This window comes from Lacticaseibacillus suihuaensis, from assembly GCF_054785075.1.
The window spans coordinates 80,249-95,574 of the sequence record NZ_BAAGBJ010000002.1 but is presented as its reverse complement, the minus strand read 5'-3'; the positions used below and the strand labels follow the sequence as shown (position 1 = coordinate 95,574).

General features: G+C 62.0%; 12 protein-coding genes. 4 read left to right on the top strand and 8 right to left on the bottom strand.

Annotated elements, in window-relative coordinates; translation table 11 throughout:
* Window positions 1-2: 2 nt before the first annotated feature.
* Window positions 3-899 carry a carbohydrate ABC transporter permease gene (locus ACYVRZ_RS02930; RefSeq protein WP_461224657.1) on the bottom strand — a complete coding sequence of 299 codons (897 nt, stop codon included), beginning with the start codon at window positions 897-899 and terminating at the stop codon, window positions 3-5.
* 267 nt (window positions 900-1,166) lie between these two features.
* Between ACYVRZ_RS02930 and ACYVRZ_RS02925 the strand changes: the two genes are divergently transcribed.
* Both ACYVRZ_RS02925 and ACYVRZ_RS02920 read left to right on the top strand, forming a co-directional pair.
* The gene (locus tag ACYVRZ_RS02925; protein WP_461224656.1) at window positions 1,167-2,279 is read left to right on the top strand and encodes a GntR family transcriptional regulator; all 1,113 of its coding nucleotides are present in this window, start codon (window positions 1,167-1,169) and stop codon (window positions 2,277-2,279) included.
* A 15-nt stretch (window positions 2,280-2,294) separates the two neighbouring features.
* Window positions 2,295-2,960: an SGNH/GDSL hydrolase family protein gene (locus ACYVRZ_RS02920; protein ID WP_461224654.1), complete on the top strand. Its 666-nt coding sequence runs from the start codon at window positions 2,295-2,297 to the stop codon at window positions 2,958-2,960.
* Window positions 2,961-3,030: 70 nt separating this feature from the next.
* Here ACYVRZ_RS02920 and ACYVRZ_RS02915 read toward each other — a convergent pair whose 3' ends face one another.
* Window positions 3,031-4,509: an alpha-L-fucosidase gene (locus tag ACYVRZ_RS02915; RefSeq protein ID WP_461224652.1), complete on the bottom strand. Its 1,479-nt coding sequence runs from the start codon at window positions 4,507-4,509 to the stop codon at window positions 3,031-3,033.
* 262 nt (window positions 4,510-4,771) lie between these two features.
* Between ACYVRZ_RS02915 and ACYVRZ_RS02910 the strand changes: the two genes are divergently transcribed.
* On the top strand, window positions 4,772-6,373 hold the full coding sequence (locus ACYVRZ_RS02910; RefSeq protein ID WP_461224650.1) for an alpha-amylase family protein: 1,602 nt from the start codon (window positions 4,772-4,774) through the stop codon (window positions 6,371-6,373).
* A 61-nt stretch (window positions 6,374-6,434) separates the two neighbouring features.
* The gene (locus tag ACYVRZ_RS02905; protein ID WP_461224648.1) at window positions 6,435-7,499 is read left to right on the top strand and encodes a glycoside hydrolase family 172 protein; all 1,065 of its coding nucleotides are present in this window, start codon (window positions 6,435-6,437) and stop codon (window positions 7,497-7,499) included.
* A gap of 810 nt (window positions 7,500-8,309) precedes the next feature.
* Here the strand turns inward: ACYVRZ_RS02905 and ACYVRZ_RS02900 are convergent.
* From ACYVRZ_RS02900 to ACYVRZ_RS02875, 6 genes are all read right to left on the bottom strand, one after another.
* On the bottom strand, window positions 8,310-8,492 hold the full coding sequence (locus ACYVRZ_RS02900) for a hypothetical protein (RefSeq protein WP_461224646.1): 183 nt from the start codon (window positions 8,490-8,492) through the stop codon (window positions 8,310-8,312).
* 82 nt (window positions 8,493-8,574) lie between these two features.
* The gene (locus ACYVRZ_RS02895) at window positions 8,575-10,728 is read right to left on the bottom strand and encodes a glycoside hydrolase family 31 protein (protein WP_461224644.1); all 2,154 of its coding nucleotides are present in this window, start codon (window positions 10,726-10,728) and stop codon (window positions 8,575-8,577) included.
* 50 nt (window positions 10,729-10,778) lie between these two features.
* Window positions 10,779-12,158, bottom strand: coding sequence for a glycoside hydrolase family 30 protein (locus ACYVRZ_RS02890; protein ID WP_461224643.1), 1,380 nt, complete (start codon window positions 12,156-12,158; stop codon window positions 10,779-10,781).
* Between the two features lie 10 nt (window positions 12,159-12,168).
* Window positions 12,169-13,479, bottom strand: coding sequence for an ROK family transcriptional regulator (locus tag ACYVRZ_RS02885; protein WP_461224642.1), 1,311 nt, complete (start codon window positions 13,477-13,479; stop codon window positions 12,169-12,171).
* 30 nt (window positions 13,480-13,509) lie between these two features.
* Window positions 13,510-14,475, bottom strand: coding sequence for a Gfo/Idh/MocA family protein (locus ACYVRZ_RS02880; RefSeq protein ID WP_461224640.1), 966 nt, complete (start codon window positions 14,473-14,475; stop codon window positions 13,510-13,512).
* 86 nt (window positions 14,476-14,561) lie between these two features.
* A complete protein-coding gene (locus ACYVRZ_RS02875; protein WP_461224638.1) occupies window positions 14,562-15,197 on the bottom strand; it encodes a DUF624 domain-containing protein in 636 nt (211 codons plus the stop codon).
* Window positions 15,198-15,326 lie beyond the last annotated feature (129 nt).

The following is a 15,326-nucleotide window of genomic DNA, read 5'->3' as shown; positions in this document are numbered from 1 at the left end:
CCCTATTCGCCCTCGCGGTTAAGTTTCATGTTAATGGCAGAAAAGACGAAGATGATCATGAACAGAACAAACGAAAGTGCCGAGGCGTAGCCCATGTTGAGTCCGCCGAACCCTTTGTTGTAGATGTAGTAGACCAGTGTAATCGTTGAGTTCCCGGGTCCACCCTTCGTCAGCATGTAGGCCTGATCGAACACCTGGAACGCCCCGATCAGCAGTTGCGTGGTCACCAGGAACGTCGTCTTGGACAGCTGCGGCCAAGTGACGTGCAGGAACTGTTCCCAGGCCGTCGCGCCATCCAGCTCCGCCGCCTCGTACAGGTCAGGGCCGATGCCCTGCAGTCCCGCAAGAAAGATGATCATGTTACCGCCAAAACTCATCCAAACACTCATGATGACAATCGCGGTCATCGCCCACTTGGAGCTGTACAGCCATGCTGGCCCATTGACGCCGAAGAAGCCCAGAATTTTGTTGAACAACCCGTACTGCGGGTTCAGCAGCCAGTACCAAATCGTCGCGTTCGCAACGCTTGATGCCAGCACAGGCAGGTAAAACAGTGTCCGGAAAATGCCGGTCCCCTTATGATGCGCGTTGAGGATCATCGCCGCCCCTAGCGACGTGACCAACCCAAGTGGTACGTATAGAACTGTATAAATTGCAGTGTTCTTCAACGCGATGAAGAAGTACTCATCCTTAAAAATTTTGGCAAAGTTGGAAAAGCCAACCCAGTTGGGCTTCTCCACCACGTTGTAGTCCGTGAAGCTGTAAAAAAGAGCCATGACGATCGGAATCGCAGCGAAAAGCAAGAGCAAGACGACTGGCAAGAGAATGAACAGATACGCGATGTTTTGCTGCTCGTTTTGCGAGTGATGCCGACGCGGCCGACGCTTTGTCAGTTCCATTTTTCCACCCCCTTCAGCTTATATGTACTTCTGATATATTGATTATGCTAATTGGCACGACCACATATCACAAGTGAATTATATTTTGGCCAAGCCCCAATGTCAACGCTTTCTTTGCCATTTTATTTAGGGGTGTTCAAATTAGCGCTTTGTTAAGCTCATGAAAGCAGGCAGAGCAAGGCATCGCAATTCTCTCAAAAATTTCGTTGCTAATTCCAGTCTACGGATATATATTATATTTAATATGGAATAGCAGGAGGTGACAACTTGGCAAAGCCACTGTACTTAACGGTCTACGAACGACTCAAGCTCTCGATTACTGGCAACCAGTATAAGCTTCACGAAAAATTGCCAAGCGAAAAGGAACTAGCCGAACAATTCGACGTCAGCACGATCACGATTAAAAAAGCCCTAGACATGCTCAGAGATCAGGGTTTCGTCGTTCGAAAGCCGCGGCGAGGCACCATTGTTACCAGTCAGGCCGCTGTTATCAGTGCGAGTCCCGACACCAAAAACGTCACAATTGGTCTAGTCGTCACGAACTTCACTGATGTCTTCGGAACCGATATCCTGCGCAGTCTAATTTCCTACGACGATCATCCCGTCAACGTTGTCACCAAAATCAGCTACGGGGAACCCACGCAGGAGGATAAGCAGATTCGCGAACTGCTCGAAATGGGCGTCGACGGCTTGATCATTTTGCCGTCTTCCTCCGAATACACCTCGCCGTTGATTCTCAAGCTGATTTCCAAAAATTTCCCCATCGTTGTCCTCGATCGCATGATGTCCGACTTACCGATTTGCAGCGTCACGACCGACAACACCACCGCTGCCAGTGACTTAACGAAATTTTTGCTGCAGAAGGGGCATCGGCACATTGGCATCGTCACTTCGGATTCACCCGTCACCACAATTGATAAGCGTGTGAATGGCTTTCTCTCCGCCCACATTGACGAAAACATGGCCGTCAGTCAGGAGCAGATTCTATCGACCGTCGAATCCGTCATTCCCGATTCCAAGACGCCAATCGAAGCGGACATTGAAAATATCGTGAGGTACCTGGAACGAAATCCTCGCATTACGGCCGTCATTGCAACGGAGTATAACATCGCCTCGTTGGTCTCAAGCGCCATCGCACGAATGGGCAAGCGCATCCCAGAGGATTACTCGCTGGTTTGCTTCGACGGTCCGGAAGTCAACGTTTACGACGAGAACGCCTTCGTCATCACTCACATTCAACAGGCTCAGTTCGAAATCGGCCAGGCCGCGATGGCGCTGATGATGATGAAACTCGCAGCACCTGACACCATCAAGAAAGTCACGCTGCCTTATCACCTGATTAAGGGAAACTCAGTCCGTGAGCTGTCCAACCAATCTTAGCTAAGGAGAAGTGAAATGATTTTAGAAACCAACAGCAAAGTGCTCTTCGTCGGCGACTCTGTCACGGATGCCGGCCGCGACTATCAAGCTCTCCCAGGAACAGCCGAATCATTAGGCGATGGCTATCCTACTCTCATCAGTGCTGCATTGACGGCGATTTACCCGGAACGCCGAATTATGGTCGAGAATCAGGGGGTGAACGGTAATACCACCGCCTCTCTTGTCGATCGCTGGCAAACCGATGTCCTCGATCGCAAACCAGACTACGTGACGATTTTGATTGGCATCAATGACGTTTGGCGCCACTTTGATTCCACGTTCTACCATCCGAATGATCTTGTCTCAAGCGAGCTCTACACGAAAAACCTTTCTTGGATGATCGATGTCACGCAACCACACGTCAAGGCTTTAACCATCATGAGTCCCTTCATGTTCATCCCCCAGGAGAGCGAGCCGATGCGGCAGATGGTCGATCAATATCGTCAAGTCGCTGAGTCTCTAGCAGCTAAGAATCATTGCCACTATCTTGATATTCAGGCCGCCATCGATGCGTATTTACAGCACAATTCAAGCTATATCCTGAGTGCGGATCGCGTTCATCCCAACATCAAAGGGCACATGCTAATTACTGCCCAGTGGCTGAAAGCCATCGGCTTCGACTGGACTCACACTCAAGCCTAAAAAAACGGTCCATACCGAGGTTTGCTTCGCGCAAACCTCGATACAGACCGTTTTCGTTCGTCGTAAGCGCCTACTTCACCTTAACCCTTACCACTACCGGCAGCCCATCCGCCGGCCAGGCCGCGGCGACGTGCAGCCCCGCCGCATCGCGGTGCCACTTGGTCTCACCGGCGGCGCCGAGCACGGTGACCGACTCGATGCCGCCGTGGAAGTCCACGCCGTCGTAGTTGTGGTCGTGGGGGCTCCGCAGTGATGTGATGCACATCTCATGCCCCGGCGTCGGGTTCAGCGCGATGGCGTAGAGGTTGCCGTCATTAACCGTGAAGCGAAAGTCTTGGTCGGTGTAGGCGATCGCCTTGCTGTCGGCGAAGCTGCCGCCGACCGGCGCGGTGGGGCCTTCCGCCGGCTTGCGCCACGGGCGGGAGCCGTAGATGGCCTCGCCGTTGATTCTAAGCCAAGCACCGACCGTCAGCAGCAGCGACTTTTCCTCCGGGGCGATGGTGCCATCGGCGTGGGGGCCGACGTTCAGCAGCAGGCTGCCATTCTTGCTGACGACATCGACCAGGTTGCAGAGAACCTCCGGCGCCTTTTTGTAATCGTTGCCCGGGGTCCAGGACCACGAGTTCCGCGCGATGGCGGTGTCGGTTTGCCAGGCGTAGGGCTGGACGTCCGCGAACTGGCCGCGTTCGACGTCGGGCAGCGCGGTGCCGAAGGCGAAGGCGTCGAACTTGTAGGCGATCACCGGCACGATGCCCCACTGCGCCGCGCGGTTGTAGTAATAGGCGGCAAAACGCTGCAGGTAAGGCTTCATCGCCAGCTGCTCGATCCACCAGTCGAAGTACATCTCACGCGGCTGGTAGCGGTCCACAATTTCACAAGACCGCACCAGCCAGTCCTGCATGTATTCCTCGGAAGGCTGCGGCGTGGTGATGTCCAGCGAATCCGCCGGCTCCTTTTGCGCCGGCCAGTACAGGTCGCCGCGGTGCAGTGGGTCGTGGATATCGCTCGGGAATTCACGACCATGGCCGAGGAAGTGCCAGTGCTCGATGCGGTGCGAGGAGGCGCCGTAGACCAGGCCGCGCTGGTTCAACGCCAGCTTGAGCTCACCGGCGACGTCGCGGTGCGGCCCCATTTCGTAGGCGTTGTAGTGCGAGATTTCACTACGGTACATCTGAAACCCGTCGTGGTGCTCGGCCACCGGCACCACGAACTTGGCGCCGGCCGCCGCGAACAGATCGGCCCAGGCCTGCGGATCCCACTTGGCGGCGGTGAACTTGGGGATCAGGTCCTTGTAGCCGACCTCGCGCTGATCGCCGTAAGTCGCGCGGTGGTGAGCAAACTCCGGCGAATCCTGCATGTACATGTTGCGCGGGTACCACTCGCTGCCAAACTCCGGCACCGAAAAGACGCCCCAGTGAATGAAAATACCGAACTTCGCGTCGCGGTACCACGCCGGTACCGCGTATTGCGCCAGCGACTGCCAGGTCGCCTGGTACGGACCCTGGGCGATCACCGCGTCGATGCGAGCCAAGTCTTGTTGTAAGGTCATGTGAACTGCTCCTTTTGGTTTTTAAAAACGCTTTCTTCAAGGCTGAAGCTTACACGTCTCGCCCCCTGCTGTCCAGCCCCGTCGTCCCCCCTCAACCAAAACGGTGACCGTTCGTTTCACGTGAAACACACGGCTCACCGCAGCGCGTCGCGGCTTCACCGTGGCACCCCGCTTCGTCCAGCGACCGGCGCAACTGCGATTTGATTCTCCTGTGAACTAGACCCAACAATCGCTTCTCGACAACCAATTTTGGAGGTGCAACATGACTTTTGATCCAAACCACATGACCGTCCAGCTCGCCGATGGCACCTGGCAGGAGCTGACCCACCGCGGCGACCACTGGGCAACCGATGGCGTCAGTGTCACCACGACGGCGACCACAACCACCGCGGCCGCAACCCTCACCGGTATTTTCAACAGCCTGGCCGTCGCAATTACCGCCGCCGACCAACCGCTGCAGCGGCTACGCCTGACCTGGCCACGCAAGCCGCAGCCCGGCGCCTTGTTCATGGGCGACGCCTTTGAACGGGCTTACGGTGAGCTACGCTTCACGCCGCTCGACGAGGCCGCCGTGTATCCTTGGTACTTCGTCGAACACGGGCCGACGGGCAATCGCTGCCTGGGTGTGGCCACGCAACCCAACGCCTTGTGCAGTTGGACCGTGACGAACACGGCCACGATACTGTGGCTGGATCTGCGCAGCGGCACCCGGCCGCTTCTGCTGGGCGATCGCCAGCTGCCATGCTGTGAGGTGGTGAGCTTCACGGGCCCCGCCGGCGACCCGCTGTTGGCCCTCACGGCGTTTTGTACACGGCTGAACCAGGCGCATCGACCGCGGATGTTGCCGCAGGTAATCGGCACCAACGACTGGTACTACGCCTACGGGGACAACAACCGCGAAGATGTCATCCACAACGCCAAGGCCGTAGCGACGCTGTGCCAAGGCCTGGCGGTCCGGCCGTGGTGCGTGGTTGACGACGGCTGGCAGGTCGACCACAGCCCGGCCTACAACGGCGGTCCCTGGACCGGTGGTAACGCCAAGTTCGGCGACATGGCCGCGGTGGCGGCGGCCATCAAAACCGCCGGTGCCCGGCCCGGCTTGTGGTTTCGCCCCCTTCTGACCACAACGGCGGCGCTGCACCCCCATGCGCTGCGCCCAGACGGCGACGCCTTCACGCTGGATATCAGCGACCCGGCCGTGCTGGCGGCGGTGCAGGCCGATGTGCGGCGCTTCGGCGACTGGGGCTTTGAGCTGATCAAGTTCGATTTTTCCACCGTCGATGTGTTCGCCCAGTGGGGGCCGACGATGGGCCTCGACTACGCGCAAGGGCCGCTGCAGTTTCAGGATCAGACCCACACCACCGCCGAGATTGTGAAGAACTTCTACCGGGCAATCCGGGAGGCCGCGGGAGCGATTCTGCTCAACGGCTGCAACGTGGTCGGCCACCTCGCGGCCGGCTTCATCGACCTGATGCGCATCGGCGACGACACCAGCGGCCGCAGCTTCCGTCGTACCGTCGCGATGGGCGTCAACTCGCTGGCCATGCGACTACCGCAGCACCGGACGTTTTACCTCGCCGACGCGGATTGCGTGGGGCTCACTCCGGACATTGACTGGACCCAAAACCGCCAGTGGCTGAATCTGCTGGCCAACAGCGGCACCCCACTGCTGGTCTCCTGCGACTTCAGCAAGCTCCCCGCCGAGCAAGCGGCGGCAGTTGCTCAGGCCTTCGCGCAAAACGTGGCGCAAACCGCCCGTTACGCGCCGGTGTCGGTGCTTGACGGGCGCTACCCACAGGTATGGACCGATGGCCACCGCCACGACGTCTACGACTGGGAAACCTCACCGCTGGCGCCGCTGTGACGGCCACCGGTCGGTCCACGCCTCACCAAGTCGCTTTTCCCCAATCTAAGGAGGTTCTGACATGTCCCTACTTTCCGAATTGACCCACGCCAAGGCGTCCTTGAGCCGCTCGATTTCCGCCGAAAATCCGACCGGCGAACCCGGCGGCGGCGGTCGCGCCACCACCGGCACCGGCGCCGCCGCGGCCCGAGAGCTCGGCGTCGGCTGGAAGGTCTCCCCTTCCGTCGAACTGGCGCCGCACAGCACCACCACCCTCGCCGACATCACCGGCCAAGGCGCGATCAAGCACATCTGGATGACCTGTTTTCCCGCCCACTGGCGCAGCCTGGTGCTCGAATTCACCTGGGACGACGCCGCCTTGCCCGGGGTCCGAGTACCGTACGGGGATTTCTTTTGCAATGGGTGGAACACGCGCTGCAACGTCAACTCGCTGCCGGTAGCGGTCAACCCGGCCGGCGGCATGAACTGCTACTGGGAGATGCCGTTTTTGACCCACGCGACGGTCACAATCGTTAACCTGGGCGACGAAGCGCTGCCGCTGTACTACCAAATCGACTACGCGCTGGAAAAGGTCGCGGCGCCGTGCCTTTATTTTCAGGCCTACTGGCACCGCAGCCACCCGCTGGCCGCAAAGGCGGTCCACCCCATCCTGCCGCAGATCGAAGGCACGGGGCATTTTGTCGGCACGTACTTGGCCTACCAAAGCAACAGCGCCGGCTGGTGGGGCGAAGGCGAGATGAAATTTTACCTCGACGGCGATCGCGAGTTTCCGACCATCTGCGGCACCGGCACCGAGGATTACTTCGGCGGTGCGTGGAACTTCGAGCAGCCGCAGGGCCAGTACGGCCGTTACTCGACCGCCTTTCTCGGCCTACCGCAGGTGATTCAGCCGGATGGTCTGTACCAGAGCCAGCAGCGCTTTGGTCTGTACCGCTGGCACGTGCTGGATCCGATTCGCTTCACCACCGGGCTGCGCGTCACGCTGCAGTCGCTGGGCTGGCGCAGCGGCGGCCGCTACCTCCCCCAGCAAGACGACATCGCCTCCACCGCCTTCTTTTACCTGGACCGGCCGGACTGCGCGGCGCTTGCCCCGCGGCTCGACGCCGACTGGCTGGAGGTCAACTGAGCCACAGCGTCACGTCAAACGGGTTCCCCCGCGTCGCACCGGCCATTGGCGGCGCGACGCGGGGGAACCCGTTTTGAGCGGTGGTCAAAAACATCCGGCACAGACCGCGCCGGACGCGCCGAAGCCACCGCGGGGGAAAAACGCGCGGCGGCCTCGGTGTTCTTGCTGGTTGGTGCGAGGACGCGGCGATCGCGACCCGGCGCTTGCGCAAGCTACGATGCCGCTTGGTACAGGTGGTACAAGCCACCGGTCAATGCCCCGCCGCAGCTACCTCGCATGGCGAGTAGGCGGGGCAAAAATGCGGCCGGTGGGTGGTGGTCCACACCCTGGTGGTCGGTCCCAATCGGAGGGGGCCGTTGCACGAAAACGTCGGCGTTGTTGCCTGGTTCGGCATGGCATGAGTGGGGTACTGGGAATGCTTATGTCCCGGACCGTTCCCCATAGACGGTGGCCGTGCTGCGGCTGTGATCGCAGCCGCCTCCCCGTCCTAAGATAATCATCTGAAACCAGAGTAAGACCTGTCATTTCAGTCGTCAAATTTTACGCTCACCCAATCGACTGACGACCCCGACCGCGATGGCCGCTAAAAAGGGCCACCCACTTCTGAGCGGTCCTTCTTGACGACAGCCTACGATAATCCGAGCCGATGTCGGTTGACATAACTTTGACCGATCGGCGTATTTGGCGGCCGCTGAAGGTTAACATAACTTTGACTACTCGGTTTCGTGCATATGTTTCAAACAAGTTCACATAACTTTGACTGTCTGCGGTTGACATAACTTTGACCAATCTCGCAGGGCCGCGCAGTACCTACGCCTCGTCGTGCTGCTCGCACCACGCCTCCATCCCCCGCTTCAGGTCAGCGACCAGCGCCGCCTTATCCGCCACCGGATCGAAGCCGCCCATGTGCTCCTTGGCGATGGCCTGAAGCTGCGGCACGGTGCAGGTCTGCCAGAACTGAACATAGTCGTCGATTGTCTGAAATTCCGCCATGTTTTTGGCCTCGCTTTGCGTTAGTTGACAAGGCCAGTATACCGGATGCACCGGCGATGACCAACCCGTTTTTTAGCTACCGTCACAGCTCACCTTGCAGCACGGTCGGCTGGCCGTCGCGCAGAAACACCGGCAGCGTCTCAAGCGGCGCTTGGGCGGTGATGGTTTGGCCGCCTGCATATTGGCGGCCGTCTCGGGCATCCGTCCAGGTCGCGCCGGCCGGCAGGTAAACCGCGCGGCGCGTTGACCCCGGCGTGGTCACCGGGGCGACCAGGATGTCGGGCCCGTACAGGTACTCATCGGCCACGTCCCAGGCCGCCGCGTCGGCCGGAAACGCCATGAACAACGGGCGGATGACCGGCAGTCCCTGCGTGTGGGCCTCGTGCATGACCTGGCGCGAGTACGGCCGCAGCTTCTCGCGGATCAGGATGAATTTTTTCATGATCGCGTAATTGGCTTCACCGAAGCTCCAGATCTCGTTGGCGGCGCCTTCGCCCTCGGTTTCCTCACCGCTGGCCTTGTAGACCTTAGAGAACGGCTGCCGGGCCCTGTGAATGCGCATGACGGGGCAAAAGGCGCCGTACTGGAACCAGCGGATCAAAAGTTCCTGAAACGCCGGCGACGCGGCTTGGCCGCCGTGGAACCCGCCGATGTCCGTCGTCCACCAGGGAATGCCGGCGATGCCCATCTGAAGCCCCGCCACCATCTGATTGCGCAGATCCTGCCAGGTGGAATGAACGTCTCCGGACCAGACCAACGCCCCGTAGCGCTGGCTGCCGGCCCAGGCGCAGCGAACCAGGTTGACGGCCGGGCGCAACGCCGGCTGTGGCGCGGCCGCCGGGGTTTCAGCAGCCGGTGTTGCGGACACCTGAGTCACGGCCGCCTGGTGCGAGACCGATTGGGTTGCGGTCGGCACAGCGCTTGCGTCTGCCAACTGCCCCACCGCCGCATCGCTTGCGGTCGCCGTGTCGCCTTGGGCCGCCAACGCCGTTTGGCCCTCCGCGAACCCCCGCACGTACTCGCGTGGGAAGAGATTGCCGACCTGCAGCACAGCGCCTTCGTGGTAGCGGTACAGCGCCGCGTCGTAGGTGCCGAACTCGGGCTCCGCCTCGTCCAGCCAGAACAAATCGACGCCTTGGTCCAGGTAATTGCGCTTCACCTTGTCCCAGACGTAGCGGCGAGCCCGGGGGTTGGTCGGGTCGTAGAACACGTTGTTGCCGTGGAAAATCATCTGGACATCCGGGCCGCGGGTGGTCTGAACCAGCAGGCCGTTTTGGCGCATCTCCGCGTAATTTTCGCTTCGCACGTCGATCTGCGGCCACACCGAAACCATCAGCTTGATGCCGTATTCGTGCAGCTCGGCGGTCATCGCGGCGGGGTCCGGGAACGCGTCGGGATCGAAGCGGTAGTCACCGCAGCGTGGCCAGTGGTAGTAATCGATCACCAAGACGTCGATGGGAACCCGGCGCCGGTGGTACTCACGCGCCACGGCCAAAACCTCCGCCTGCGTCGCGTAGCGCAGCTTGCACTGCCAAAAGCCCAGCCCGTACTCGGGCATCTCCGGGGCTCGGCCGACCACGGCGGTGAACTGGGTCACAATCTGCTCGGGCGTGGCGCCGGCGGTCACCCAGTAGTCCAGCTGGGCGGTGCTGTCGGCTCGCCACTCGGTGGTGTTGCGTCCAAAGGAGACGGAGCCGACCGCCGGATTGTCCCAAAAGAAGCCGTAGCCTTGATCCGAAAGGTAAAACGGAATCGTCACCTGCGAGTTGCGCTGCGCCAGCTCCAGATTGCAGCCCTTGAGGTCAAAGAAGTCCTGCTGATACTGACCCATGCCGTAGAGCCGCTCGTCTCGCGCCGACTGAAAGGTCGCCTTCAGCCGCCAATCGCCGCCGCCCAGCGGCTGAAAATCCCGGGCCCGGTGCATCAGGGCCCCGCCGTCGTCGGCCTCCTTGAGCAACAGCTTGCCTTGGTCATCGTAAAACGACAGCTGACCGCCGCCGTTGTGCGTCAGGTCAACCACCGCGGTCAGCGAACCGTTTTGAATCGTCGCGCGGGTCGCCTCGATCGTCACGGTCGCCGCCTGGGTCGGCCCAAGCAATGCCGGGCTGGCCAGGTTCAGCTCGCCGTTGGGGCGGCTCACCACCCGCAGGCTGTTGGCGCCCCAGGCGGTGAGGCGAACGGTTTCGGTTTGCACCCGCCACTCGAGAAAATCCGTCCCTGCTGTGAAAACTGTCATAGTCCCCTCCATCATCTCCGACCGCGCGTCCGGCACGGTCAACCATGTGCTTAGCCTGCGCTGACCACGGTGGTGAAGCTGTGCGGCGCCAGGGTCACCGTCACCGCCGACCCGGTCCTAGCCGCGTTCCCGGTCTCGGCCCCGTTATCGGTCCTAGCCGCGGCCACGGCGCCGGTCACCCGCCCAAGCTGGGCCGCGCCGCCCAAGGCCACCGTCACCCGCCGCTCGACCGCAAGCGGGTTGCTGATCACCGCCACCCGGCTGCCATCCGGGTTTTCAAAGCCCAGGGCGCTGCCGGCCAGCGGCCCGGTCAGCGATAGCGCGTGAGCCCCGGCCTGCACCGCATGGGCGACGTGCTTCATCACGTAGAATTCGGGGTTGTAAGTGACGGTGCCGGTGGTCGAATCCACCGAGATCATCGCGTTTTGGTGCCAGCCCCAGGTGCTTTCGCCGCCGGTTTCAAGCACCGCGTTCCAGTAAGTGTAGCCGGCCACCCCGTTGGTGATGTAGTGGCGCATCAGGTCGAACACATACTCGGCGTATGCCCAGCTGTTTTGGCCATCCCCGCATTCGTTTTCCGTCTGCAGGTAGTCGAGTTGTGGGTAGGCCGCGACCGTCTGCTGCAGCGCCGCCTTGCCGGCCCACTGGTAGCCGACGCCGCGGATGTAGCCTCGGGCCTTGTCATCGGCCAGCACCGTGCCGGCAAAAGCCGCGTAATCCGCCGAGTTGATCGTGCCCAGCCACAGCGCCGTACCCAGGCCGGCGGCGGTCATCGCGGGGCCGAGGTAGTCGCCGATAAAAGTGGCGAGCTGTGGTCCGGACCAGACGCAGGACGGGAATTTCTGATCCGCCACCACCTCGTTTTGCACGTGCAGCTGGGCGATCGGGACTCCGGCCTGCGCGTAGGCCTGCAGGAAGCGAACCAGGTAGTTGGCGTAGGTCTGCTGGCTGCGCGGGTCGGCCTTCAGGTGGCCGTAGTTGTACACCGCCGGGTACTTCAGCCAGGCCGGCGGCGACCACGGCGACGCGAACAGCGTCAGCTGAGGGTTGCGGCGCAGCCCCTCCTGGATGTAGGGCAACAGCCACTGGTGGTCGCGGTCGATGTTAAAATGCGCCAGATCGTAGTCGCCGCGAACGTCGTCGTGACTGTACCAGTCCACGGCGTAATCGCTGGCCCCGACCGGCAGCCGGCCGATCTGCAGGTGTAAGTCGCCGGCCGGGGCGAACAGCGCGTCGAGCACCGTCGCTCGCGTGGTCGCGGCGAGTTTTTGCAGCGCGACCATCCCCAACTCGTTGAAGCAGGTGCCAAAGCCCCAAAACGGGCGCGGCGAAATGGCGGCGACGCCGAGCGTCTCCGGACTGCCGTCTGCGGCCGCGGCCGGCAGCGTCTGCCAGGTCGCGGTGGCGGTGGATTGAACAACTTTGAACATCTCAAACCTCCTATTGTGTGTCTTGCGTAACAGCCGCGCCCATGGTCAGCCGATTGTCGGCCACCCCGAGCAGCGCGTGGGCCATCACCGAGCAGCCGCCGAGCAGCTCGCAGTGATCGACCCCGGTGACGGCGGTCAAGATGACCGTCGTGCGAATCGTGGTCGGCAGCAGGTTGCGCAGCTCCCCCAAAAGCCGCGGCATCGCGGCCACCAATGGGGAGTTTACCACGATTCGGGCCGGGCCAAGCACCGTGGCGAGATTAAATATCACCGCCGCCAACCCCCGGCAAAAATCGCCGACCAAGGCCGTCACCATCGGGTTGCGAGCGGTCGCCAGCTGCGCGATGGCCGCCGTCGTATAGGGCCCGTCGCCTAGCCTTTGGGCCACCGCCTGCCGCAGCGCGAACTCCGACAGCACCGGCTGCCCCACCAAGGGCCCCGGGCAGCTTTCGCCTGGCTGCTTCGCGGCTCGGCCAGGTCGGGCCAGGACCTCACCCGATCGCGCCGCGGTTTCGCCTGGTTGGTCCGAGACCTCACCCGACCGCGCCAAGGCTTCGCCCGACCAATCCGCGGTCCCGCCGGTGCGACCCGCGTTAGCGCCGCGTGGCCGGGCCACCGTGCCGACCGCCCCGGCCATGTGGCGATGGCCGGTGTAGAGCTCGCCGCCGATGATGATCCCGGCGGCCACGGTGTCCGTAGTGCTGAGACAAACTAGGTCCTCACCGGCCCCGCGGCGCTGAAAATCTCGCACATAAATTGCCGCCAGGTCGGCCGTCGCGTGGAGGCGAACCGGCACCCGGAAGCGCGTCGCCAGGGCCCCAACCGGATCGAGTGCCGCAAGCCCCGGAAAACCCGTGGCTACCGGTCGCTCGCGGTCCACCACCGCCGGCACGGCCACGACGATGCCCAGCAGCCGCTGGTGGCGCGGATACGCCGCAACCTGCGCGACAATCAGCTCAAGTACCGCCGCCGCGGCCATCCCGGCGATCGGCAGCTGCGCCGTCGTCAACACCGTGCCGTTGAGCCGGGCGAACAGTAGGTCAAGCGTCGTCTTGCCCCAGCCGACGCTGACCACGTAACCCAGGTCCCAGTTGATGGTCAAAAGCGTCGGCCGCCGCCCCCCGAGCTGGGTGCTTTGGCCCTGGCCGCGTTCGCGCAAAAGCCCGGCCGCCAGCAGGTCGGCCACCAGCGCCGACACCGTGGCCTTGTTGATGCCGCTGGCACTTGCAATCTGGCTACGCGACGTCAGCTTGCGGTTGAACACCTCAAGCAGGATGCGCTGCTCGTTTTCGGCCTGCACCCGGCTTTTCACTTCCTGCATGCTCTCACCTCCAAAGATATGTCGCTTGCGCTAATCCTCCCCAGGATAGCGCAGCCCCCACTCGCCGCGAGCGGCGTCCATCACCGCCATGGTGTCGGCGGTCCAGACCGCGGTGGGGTTAGCGCCGGTCGCGACGGCCTGAGCCATCGCCTGCGCCTCATAGCCCATCGCCAGGCTGGTGGCCCCGGCGCTGACGGTCACCGGCTCGCCAGCGTTGGGTAGCCAGGTCGCCTGCGCCGCCCGACCGAAGTTGATGATCTCAAAAGAGCCGCTGGCAAAGGTCAGGTAGGCGCGGTTGGGCAGCCGCGCCGCCAGGCTGGTCACCAACACCGCCTGCTCGCCTTGCGCGTTGGTCAACACCAACGTGCTGGTGAGATCCACCCCGGTGACGGCCTTGGTGGCCGCAGTCGCGACCAGCTCCGGCCTGGCGGTCATGAAGCGCCGCGCCAAGCTCAGCGGGTAGATGCCCATGTCCAGCAGACCCCCGCCGGCTCGCTGCGGGTTGTAGAAGCGATCCTCAAGATTGACCGGCACCTGCTCGCCCAGGCTGGCCTGAACCAGCCGCAGGGGCCCCACCGCGTGGTCTTTGGCAAAACCTGCGATGGCCTGGTACAGCGGCATGTGGTAGATCGTCTGCGCCTCCATCAGCACCAACCGCTTCTTGGCGGCCAGCGCGGTCAGCGCCGCCAGCTGACGGCCGTTGAGCGTAATCGGTTTTTCGCACAGCACGTGCTTGCCGGCCTCAAGCGCCAGGCGGATGTTGCCAGCGTGAAAGTCGTGGGTGGTTGCAATGTACACCACATCGATGGCCGGATCGGCGCATAGCGTCTGGTAGCTGTCGTACACATGCGGCACGGCCAGGTCCTTGGCAAAGGCGACCGCTCGCTCAGGGGCCGACGCGGCACAGCCGTACAGGGTCTGGCCGGCGGGAAACTGCGCCACGAACTCACGGGCGATCCGCCCCAAGCCGATGATGCCCCAGCGTAAATTTGACATAAGTGCCTCCTCAATGCTTTTTTATTCAAACAAACAGGGCCCGTGACGATAGCGCGATCGCCACAGGCCCTGCAACCCGTCGGCGGTCAGGCCGCCGGGCTCACCTGCTTGCTCAACTCGGCCAGGTGGCGGAACCGCTTGTGCAGAATGTGGAAGGTCCCGGCCAGTTGCGCCGTGATGAACACCGGCAGCAAGAACGCCGGCAGGAAGCGGAACACCACGTAGAAGCCGACCAGAAAGGCCAAAATGGCCGCCAGCTGCACCGGGCTGGTCAAGGTGACCAGGTAGGCCTGCAGGATGTAGCGCGATTTCGGCAAGTCGAAGTAGGCATACAGCGCCAACAGCGTCTGGAAGCTGATCACGCTGATCACGATCACCACGTCCAGCACGTACCGGAAGAACACGGTGACCGGATCAGTCAGCAGCGTGGTCATCCGAAATTCTAGGTACAACAGCGCCGCAATCCCCAGGACCTGAAGCCCCAGCAGGTTGGCCGCCCAGAAGTTGGCCCGGTACCGCTCAACGTACAGCTTGACCATGAAGCGGAACTTGAAGTACGAGTTGAAGTCGCGGTGGAACTTGCGATACAACGACATCGCACTGAGAATGGCCGGGAAAAAGCCCAGTACCACCCCGCCGGCCAAGATCCCGACCAAGGTCAAGACGTTGAGCACCAGCAAGTTCAGGTAGTAACTGCAAAACCGATAGACAAAAGCTGCCATAATCTCACCCTTCCGGATCCGCTTGTGATCCACGATTGCGATAGTGCCACGAGCCGTCACGCTTGGCTCAGGCGGTGATGGGGTCGCCGCGGCGCCGCATGGGTTCGGTCACACACCCCGAACCCCACA

Bases quoted from the DNA above. Each gene is read 5' to 3' on its own strand.
- ACYVRZ_RS02930 (WP_461224657.1), bottom strand. From the start codon at position 899: ATGGAACTGACAAAGCGTCGGCCGCGTCGGCATCACTCGCAAAACGAG.
- ACYVRZ_RS02920 (WP_461224654.1), top strand. From the start codon at position 2,295: ATGATTTTAGAAACCAACAGCAAAGTGCTCTTCGTCGGCGACTCTGTC.
- ACYVRZ_RS02915 (WP_461224652.1), bottom strand. From the start codon at position 4,509: ATGACCTTACAACAAGACTTGGCTCGCATCGACGCGGTGATCGCCCAG.
- ACYVRZ_RS02910 (WP_461224650.1), top strand. From the start codon at position 4,772: ATGACTTTTGATCCAAACCACATGACCGTCCAGCTCGCCGATGGCACC.
- ACYVRZ_RS02905 (WP_461224648.1), top strand. From the start codon at position 6,435: ATGTCCCTACTTTCCGAATTGACCCACGCCAAGGCGTCCTTGAGCCGC.
- ACYVRZ_RS02900 (WP_461224646.1), bottom strand. From the start codon at position 8,492: ATGGCGGAATTTCAGACAATCGACGACTATGTTCAGTTCTGGCAGACC.
- ACYVRZ_RS02895 (WP_461224644.1), bottom strand. From the start codon at position 10,728: ATGACAGTTTTCACAGCAGGGACGGATTTTCTCGAGTGGCGGGTGCAA.
- ACYVRZ_RS02890 (WP_461224643.1), bottom strand. From the start codon at position 12,158: ATGTTCAAAGTTGTTCAATCCACCGCCACCGCGACCTGGCAGACGCTG.
- ACYVRZ_RS02885 (WP_461224642.1), bottom strand. From the start codon at position 13,479: ATGCAGGAAGTGAAAAGCCGGGTGCAGGCCGAAAACGAGCAGCGCATC.
- ACYVRZ_RS02880 (WP_461224640.1), bottom strand. From the start codon at position 14,475: ATGTCAAATTTACGCTGGGGCATCATCGGCTTGGGGCGGATCGCCCGT.
- ACYVRZ_RS02875 (WP_461224638.1), bottom strand. From the start codon at position 15,197: ATGGCAGCTTTTGTCTATCGGTTTTGCAGTTACTACCTGAACTTGCTG.